Raw genomic sequence first — 6,924 nt, 5'->3', positions numbered from 1 at the left:
TATCTCTCTATGTTGTGGAAACAGCGGGGATCCCGCGGCGGCAGGATGTGGGTCATCTGCGTCTTCTCCGGGCCTGGTTGAGGTTCTTTGCTAATGCAAGTAATTCTAACTAGCAAGAGTATGGCTGATCGTGTTGATGCCCGGTTATGCTCCCAGCACCTACTGGCCGGCTTCCATGTAACAGCGGTCAAAGAAAATGGCCGCAGCGGCTTTCAACTCGACCGGCCAGTTTCAAGGATCCCGGCAGCAGTGGGCAACAGTATCCTGTAAGCTGGTTGAGTCAGAGGCCCTTCTGGTTTGGGATTGGTGCATCCGGGTCGTAGCTATCGCCGTCTCATCCCTTTTATCCGGCCCCATCTGTGGATGTTGTTGTTGGGGCTGACCTGCACTCTTGGCTTTGTCCTGACCATGCCCGCGCTTGCCTACTTGATCGAGTGGGTGGCCCGCTCCATCGGCGCCGGGGATCTGGGGCAATTGCGGACGCTGGCCCTGATTGGAGTGGTGTTTTTCTTGGTGCGTGGCGCCTTCCAGTACGGCCAAGACACCCTGATGGCGAGGGCTTCCCTGCAAATGGTGTTGGAATTGCGCCAACAGATCTATGCCCATTTGCAAGCGCTGGATGTGGATTATTTTTCCGGCAGCCGCACCGGCGATCTGGTCTATCGCCTGACAGGGGATCTGGATCGGGTGGGAGAGGTGGTGCAACGCTTTTTCCACCGTTTCATCCCCAGCGTGCTCACCATCTTGGCGGTGGTGGCCTACCTGTTTTATCTCAACGGCATTCTCACCTTGACCACCCTGCTGATCGCCCCCCTGATGGCCGCTTTGATCAGTTGGTTTGGGGATCGCCTCTTGTTTCGCTCCCGCCTCAACCAAGAGAAGATGTCGGATTTGGCCGCCCTCTTGACAGAAGTGTTTGCCGGCATCAGTCTCACTCGCGCCTTTGCGGCCGAGGACTACGAAATTCGCCGCTTCAGTGCCATTGCCGAAAGCAACCGCCTGGCCCGGTTTCAGACCGAGCAGGTGAAAGCCATCCAAGACCCGGTGGTGGGTTTCCTGTACGCCATGAGCGTGTTGGGGGTGTTTTGGGTGGGCGGCTGGCAAATTAGCCAGGGCAACCTGACCGGCAGCCAGTTTCTCGGCTTTATTGCCGGTGTTGCCATGTTGATCGACCCCATTGTGCACATCACCAACAACTACAGCGAGCTGAAACAGGGTGAGGCTTCGGTGGAGCGAATTTTCGAGCTGCTGAACACTCGCTCGCAGATCCGGGAGCTGCCCGGCGCTCGGCCTATGCCCCCCATTCAGGGCTGGGTGGAGTTCGAGCAAGTTTCCTTTGCCTACAAACCGGATCAGCCGGTGCTCAAGGAAATCAGCTTTCAGGTGTCTCCCGGCGAGATCGTGGCCTTGGTGGGATCCTCCGGTGCCGGCAAATCCACCCTGGTGAGCTTGATTCCCCGCTTTTACGATCCGCAGCAGGGCTGCATCCGCATCGACGGCATCGACATCCGCACCGTCACCCTCAAGAGCCTGCGCCGCCAGATTGGCATTGTGCCGCAGGAGATCACCCTGTTTTCGGGAACCATTGCCAGCAACATCGCCTACGGACAAGAGCAGTTTGACCTGGAAGCGGTACGCCAGGCGGCCCAGGTGGCCAACATCGACACCTTTATCGAGAGCTTACCCGATGGCTACGCCACCCGCGTGGGAGAACGCGGGGTCACCCTTTCCGGCGGACAACGGCAACGGCTGGCCATTGCCCGCGCCGTGTTGCTCAACCCCAAGATCTTGATCCTGGACGAGGCCACCTCTGCTTTGGACAACGAGTCGGAAGCGTTGGTGCAGGAGGCGCTGCAACGGCTGATGCAACGCTGCACCGTTTTTGTTATCGCCCACCGCCTCTCGACAGTGCGCACCGCCCACCGCATTTTTGTCTTGGAGCAAGGGCAACTGCTGGAGCAAGGAAATCACCGCGAGCTGCTGGGCAAAGGGGGGCGCTACGCCCAGTTTCACCTGCGCCAGTTTCAGTAGGCTTCAGAGCCGCCACTCCTGCCGGAAAGGCCGATAGAACTCCGAATCCTGAGGCGCACCCCCCGCGATCCCGCAGATGGCCGAGGCAAATTGCACCGCCCGCTGCAGCAACACCTCCTCTGGCCATCCCCGCAGCAGGCCCAGGATGGCCACGGCACTGAAGCCATCTCCAGCGCCCACCGTATCCACCATCTGAGGTACGGAAACCGGGTCGGCCTGATAAACCTGGGCGGGGGTGATCAGGAGCGCACCTGCGGCCCCTAGAGTCAAAAATAGACCTTTCAGGTTCAACTGCGCCCGCAGGATCTGCCCTTGCTCCCGCACCTCTTTGGCAGGGATCCCTTCTAGCCGCGCCACCTGCTCCAGCTCCGCCTGGTTTAGCTTCAGCCAATCGCAGGTGCGCAGCATCTCCCGGATGGGATCCGGCTGCCACCAGGGATCCCGCAGGTTGAGATCCAAAAACACCGGACAGCGAAGGGCGGGGATCGTCTCCTGAAAGTGGCGATGGGCCGCTTCCCGTCGCGCCGCCAAGCTGCCCCGATAGAGCAGGCTGGGCTGGAGAACCCCGATATCCAACTGAATGTAGTCGTAGGCTTGGTCGGGCAAGATGGCAAAGCTTGGGATCCCCTCTGCATCCAGCGTGACTTGGACTTGGCCGGTGGGGTGAATCGGATCCCGTTGCAAACCTTCCAGGCGCAGCCCCTGCCGCCGCAGCGCCGCCAACAACTTTTCTGCCGCTTCGTCTTGGCCGATGCGGCTAAGCAAGAGGGGATCGGATCCTAGCCCCTTGAGGTTCCAAGCCACGTTCAAAGCCGCACCGCCCAGCACCACCTGGCTGGGGAAGCAGTCGAAAAGCACCTCCCCCAAAATGAGAGGCAAGCCCTGGGGCACATCGGGGGGATCCATCATCGGCACTTAGGAAGCAGCCGCTCCCTGCAGCTCCAGGATTTGCTGGTAGGTGTTGCTGCGGAACCAACGCTCGATTTCTCTGGCCCGCAGGACCGGCAGCGGATGGGTGCGCCCCACCGTTTGCATCTGCTTCAGCTCCATCTGCCACAGATCCCCGTCCAGCTCGTCGTAAGCGCGGGCCTGCTCCAAAAAGGCGTCCACATTCAGCTTAGAGGCCAATTGCGGGGATCCACCGCACAACTTCATCAACACCGAGATCACCGTCTTGGCGTCTTGGGTGACCAACAGCGCCGCCCGGTCACAGGTAAACTCGGCGCACCGCAGCCAGTGCATCAGTTGCTCCTGCAACGCCTGATAAAACAGCCCGCCGAAGGGGAGCAAGCTGGTGGAGAGCATGAGGATGTTGGCCATCGTCAAGTAGACGCCGTGATTACATTTCAAATGGCCCAATTCATGGGCGATCACGGCTTGAATTTCCGGCGGCTCCAACAGATCCAGCAGAGAGCTGTGCAAAACGATAAAAGGCTTTTTCCCCTGCATGGCAAAGGTATAGGCATTGGGCGTGGGGTTCTGCCGCACATAGAGCTGGGGCACGTCCAGATCCAAGATGCGACAGGCCTGCACCAAAAGCTGGTGAATCTCCGGCAGCTGATGCTCGTTAATTTGAATACTGGAAGCGATGTTATCCAGATAAAAGACCTGTCCTGCTGTTGAGCCGAGCCAGTTTTGAATCAGCAGGCCCAGCCCCGGCACCTGCTGCAGAGAGCGGGTTGCCTGCAGATCCACAGGATGGCGAAACTGGTCGGCCCGCAGGCCCAGCAGAATGCGAGGTTCTTGTTGAATGGATGACATAGACAAGATGGGGAGAAAAAGGCTTCAAAAGCAGGCGGGCGGCTGGAGCTTGGGGATCCCTGCTGTCGGCCGTCAAGGGATGGAGACCAAGAGAGCTGGGCATGTCCGGGCTGACCTGCAACTGAGGGCTGTGAACCCCCTCCAACTGTTGCCTCGGCAGACTCCGCCCTTCCCTACATGGTTTCTTGATTTTAGCCGCTACTCTGGAAACATCTCTTCTCTCGACCCTAGTCCGTTTGCAAGCTAGACCCCTTTGTCGTCGTTCTAAGGTCATCATGCGGATCCCGACTTCCACCTATCGCATTCAGTTTCATGCTGGGTTTGACTTCGAGGCAGCACGGCAAATGGTTCCCTACCTGAAGTTGCTGGGCATCAGCGACTTGTATGCCTCTCCCATCTTCCAAGCCCGCAGCGGTAGCACCCACGGCTACGACGTGGTGGATCCGAGGCAGATTAACCAGGAACTGGGGGGAAGTGAAAAGTTTGAGCTCTTGTGGGAAACCCTCAATCAGCAGGGAATCGGCTGGATCCAAGACATCGTGCCCAACCACATGGCCTATGACGGCCAAAACCAAATGTTGATGGATGTTCTAGAAAGTGGGCCCAACTCAGACTTTATCGATTACTTTGATGTCAACTGGAACCACTCCTATCTGGGTATTAAAGGCAGGATCTTGGCACCCTTTTTGGGAGATTTCTACGATAAATGTTTGGAGTCTGGTCAAATTCAGCTTCGTTACGATGCCGATGGCCTCAGCATCAACTACTATAACCTGAGATTTCCTCTGAATATCGATACCTATGCCGATGTTTTTACCTACAACTTAGGTAAATTGCGGCGGAAGTTAGGGCGAAGCCACCCCGACTACATCAAGTTACTCGGGATCCTCTTCAGCCTGAGATTTATACCCAGCAAGGAAGATCTCCTAGAACGCACCGATCAAATTAACTTTGCTAAGCACTCCCTTTGGGAGCTTTACACGTCTAGCCAATCTATTCAAAACTTCTTTGACGAGAACATTGCCATCTTTAACGGCAAGCCGGGGGATCCCTCAAGCTTTGACTTGTTGGACGACCTTTTGGCGCGGCAGAATTTCCGCCTTTCCTTCTGGAAAGTGGGCGCCGAGGAAATCAACTACCGTCGCTTCTTCACCATTAACGAGCTGATCTCGCTGCGGATGGAGGATCGCGAGGTCTTTCGCAAAACACATCAGCTCATCCTTAAGCTGGCAGAACAAGAGCGCTTTACAGGCTTACGTATCGACCACATCGACGGCCTGTTTAATCCGGAAGAATATCTCCATCGCCTGCGGGAACGCTGCCCAGATCTCTACATCGTGGTAGAGAAAATCCTAGAAGCCGATGAGAAACTGCCTCAGCAATGGCCGATTCAAGGCACAACAGGATACGACTTTTTAGCCAAGCTCAATGGTCTTTTTTGCCAGGAAGAAAATGCAGAGGCTTTTGACTCTCTTTATCAAGACTTTACGAACCTACGACATTCCCCAGAACAGGTGATTGAAGACAAAAAACGTTTGATCATCGAGCGCAACCTGGCAGGTGATATGGATAATCTTGCTTTTTTGCTCAAGCAGATCACCAGCCATCACCGCTACGCTAACGACTTTACCCTCTACAGCTTGCGCCGAGCCCTGGTGGAAGTTTTGGTGTGCTTCCCGGTTTATCGAGTTTACATCCACCAAGGGATCCTCAGCCCAGAAGGTCAGCAGGTTATCCGTAAAGCTGTAGAGAAAGCCAAGGAGAACCTGCCCATCTTGGTAAACGAACTAAATTTTCTGCAGCGTTTTCTCTGCCTGGAGTCTCTCGACAATTTGTCAGAGCAAGAGAGAAACGAGCAGATCTACTTTGCCATGCGCCTGCAACAGTTGGCCGGCCCTCTCATGGCCAAAGGGGTAGAGGATACGGCCTTCTATGTTTATAACCGGCTACTATCCTTAAACGAAGTGGGCGGGGATCCCTGCCGTTTTGGCTTTTCTCTGCAGGAGTTTCACCGCTTTAACCAAGAACGAGCAGCCGAGTGGCCTTTTTCGATGAATGCTTCCTCTACCCACGATACCAAACGCGGCGAAGATGTACGAGCCCGCCTGAATGTGCTGTCTGAAATCCCTGCTGAATGGAAAAAACACATCAACCTTTGGCATGAGCTGAACCTCGGTTACAAGGTCCGCAGCAATCAAGCCAAGCGCTCGGAACTGCCAGATCGCAACGATGAGTATCTGCTCTACCAGACTTTGCTCGGCTCTTATCCCTTCCAAGCGGAAGAGGTGCCCCAGTTCGTGCAGCGGGTTAAGGACTATGCCATCAAAGCTGTGCGGGAAGCCAAAGTTCACACCGCTTGGCTTCGCCCCGATACCGAGTATGAAGAAGCCACCCTCGCTTTTATCGATCAGATCCTACAGACCTCAAGCCCCTTTTTGGAGTCCTTCTTGCCTTTCCAACGCAAAATTGCCCACTTTGGCATCTTAAATTCCCTCTCGCAAACGCTGATCAAGCTCACCAGCCCTGGGATCCCGGATATTTACCAAGGTACCGAGCTATGGGATCTAAGTATGGTGGATCCCGACAATCGTCGGCCTGTAGATTTTTCTCGTCGCCTCGCCTACTTAGAAGAAATTCAACGGCGAGTCAAACAGGATCCTCTACAGCTTGTCGAAGATCTGCTGTCCCACCGCCGCGACGGACGCATTAAGCTGTTTCTCATTCATCTTGTGCTCAGGGCCCGTCAGGAACAGCCGCAGTTGTTTCTTGGCGGAAATTACATTCCCCTGCAGGTGAGCGGATCCCATGCTGCCCACGTGGTGGCTTTTGCCCGCCAGCACGAGAAGCAGGTTTTGATTACGGTGTCACCCCGCTTTTTGACCTCGTTGATCGACGAGACGCAGGATCCCCTGGGAGAAGCCGTTTGGAAAGATACTGAAATTCATCTGCCCCGCTGGAAGCGGCTGGAGTGGGTGAACGGGCTGACCCAAGAAGGGATCCCTGCCGGCGAAACCTTGCCGGTGGGCATCCTCCTCAAGTCTTTTCCGGTGGCCCTGCTGTGGGGGCAGAAGAACCTACTGAGCAATTGAGGCCGGGGTCAGGGCCTGAAAGTTGGCGATGCGGGCAAACTCC

The 6,924-nt window shown here is 56.0% G+C and carries 5 protein-coding genes; 3 read left to right on the top strand and 2 right to left on the bottom strand.

The features are described from left to right. The first annotated feature begins 120 nt into the window (after positions 1-120). A complete protein-coding gene (locus NW853_RS04430; protein ID WP_414347990.1) occupies positions 121-270 on the top strand; it encodes a hypothetical protein in 150 nt (49 codons plus the stop codon). A gap of 36 nt (positions 271-306) precedes the next feature. After that, complete coding sequence (locus tag NW853_RS04425) at positions 307-2,031, top strand: ABC transporter ATP-binding protein (protein WP_414333744.1); 1,725 nt, start codon at positions 307-309, stop codon at positions 2,029-2,031. Between the two features lie 3 nt (positions 2,032-2,034). On the opposite strand, the gene NW853_RS04420 is transcribed toward NW853_RS04425, so the two are convergent. After that, positions 2,035-2,940, bottom strand: coding sequence for a carbohydrate kinase family protein (locus NW853_RS04420; protein WP_414333742.1), 906 nt, complete (start codon positions 2,938-2,940; stop codon positions 2,035-2,037). 6 nt (positions 2,941-2,946) lie between these two features. Next, positions 2,947-3,792 carry a M48 family metallopeptidase gene (locus NW853_RS04415; protein WP_414333740.1) on the bottom strand — a complete coding sequence of 282 codons (846 nt, stop codon included), beginning with the start codon at positions 3,790-3,792 and terminating at the stop codon, positions 2,947-2,949. Between the two features lie 275 nt (positions 3,793-4,067). On the opposite strand from NW853_RS04415, the gene treY reads away from it, so the two are divergent. After that, positions 4,068-6,881, top strand: coding sequence for a malto-oligosyltrehalose synthase (gene treY / locus NW853_RS04410; RefSeq protein WP_414333738.1), 2,814 nt, complete (start codon positions 4,068-4,070; stop codon positions 6,879-6,881). Positions 6,882-6,924 lie beyond the last annotated feature (43 nt).

The sequence above is a fragment of the Synechococcus sp. H55.11 genome (assembly GCF_047462475.1).
In the GTDB taxonomy this organism is placed as follows: domain Bacteria; phylum Cyanobacteriota; class Cyanobacteriia; order Thermostichales; family Thermostichaceae; genus Thermostichus.
The sequence above is the reverse complement of the archived record's forward strand: the minus strand, read 5'-3'. Positions and strand labels throughout refer to the sequence as shown.

Excerpts from the sequence above, each read along its gene's own strand:
- NW853_RS04430 (WP_414347990.1), top strand. The coding sequence starts at position 121 with ATGGCTGATCGTGTTGATGCCCGGTTATGCTCCCAGCACCTACTGGCC.
- NW853_RS04420 (WP_414333742.1), bottom strand. The coding sequence starts at position 2,940 with ATGATGGATCCCCCCGATGTGCCCCAGGGCTTGCCTCTCATTTTGGGG.
- NW853_RS04415 (WP_414333740.1), bottom strand. The coding sequence starts at position 3,792 with ATGTCATCCATTCAACAAGAACCTCGCATTCTGCTGGGCCTGCGGGCC.
- treY (WP_414333738.1), top strand. The coding sequence starts at position 4,068 with ATGCGGATCCCGACTTCCACCTATCGCATTCAGTTTCATGCTGGGTTT.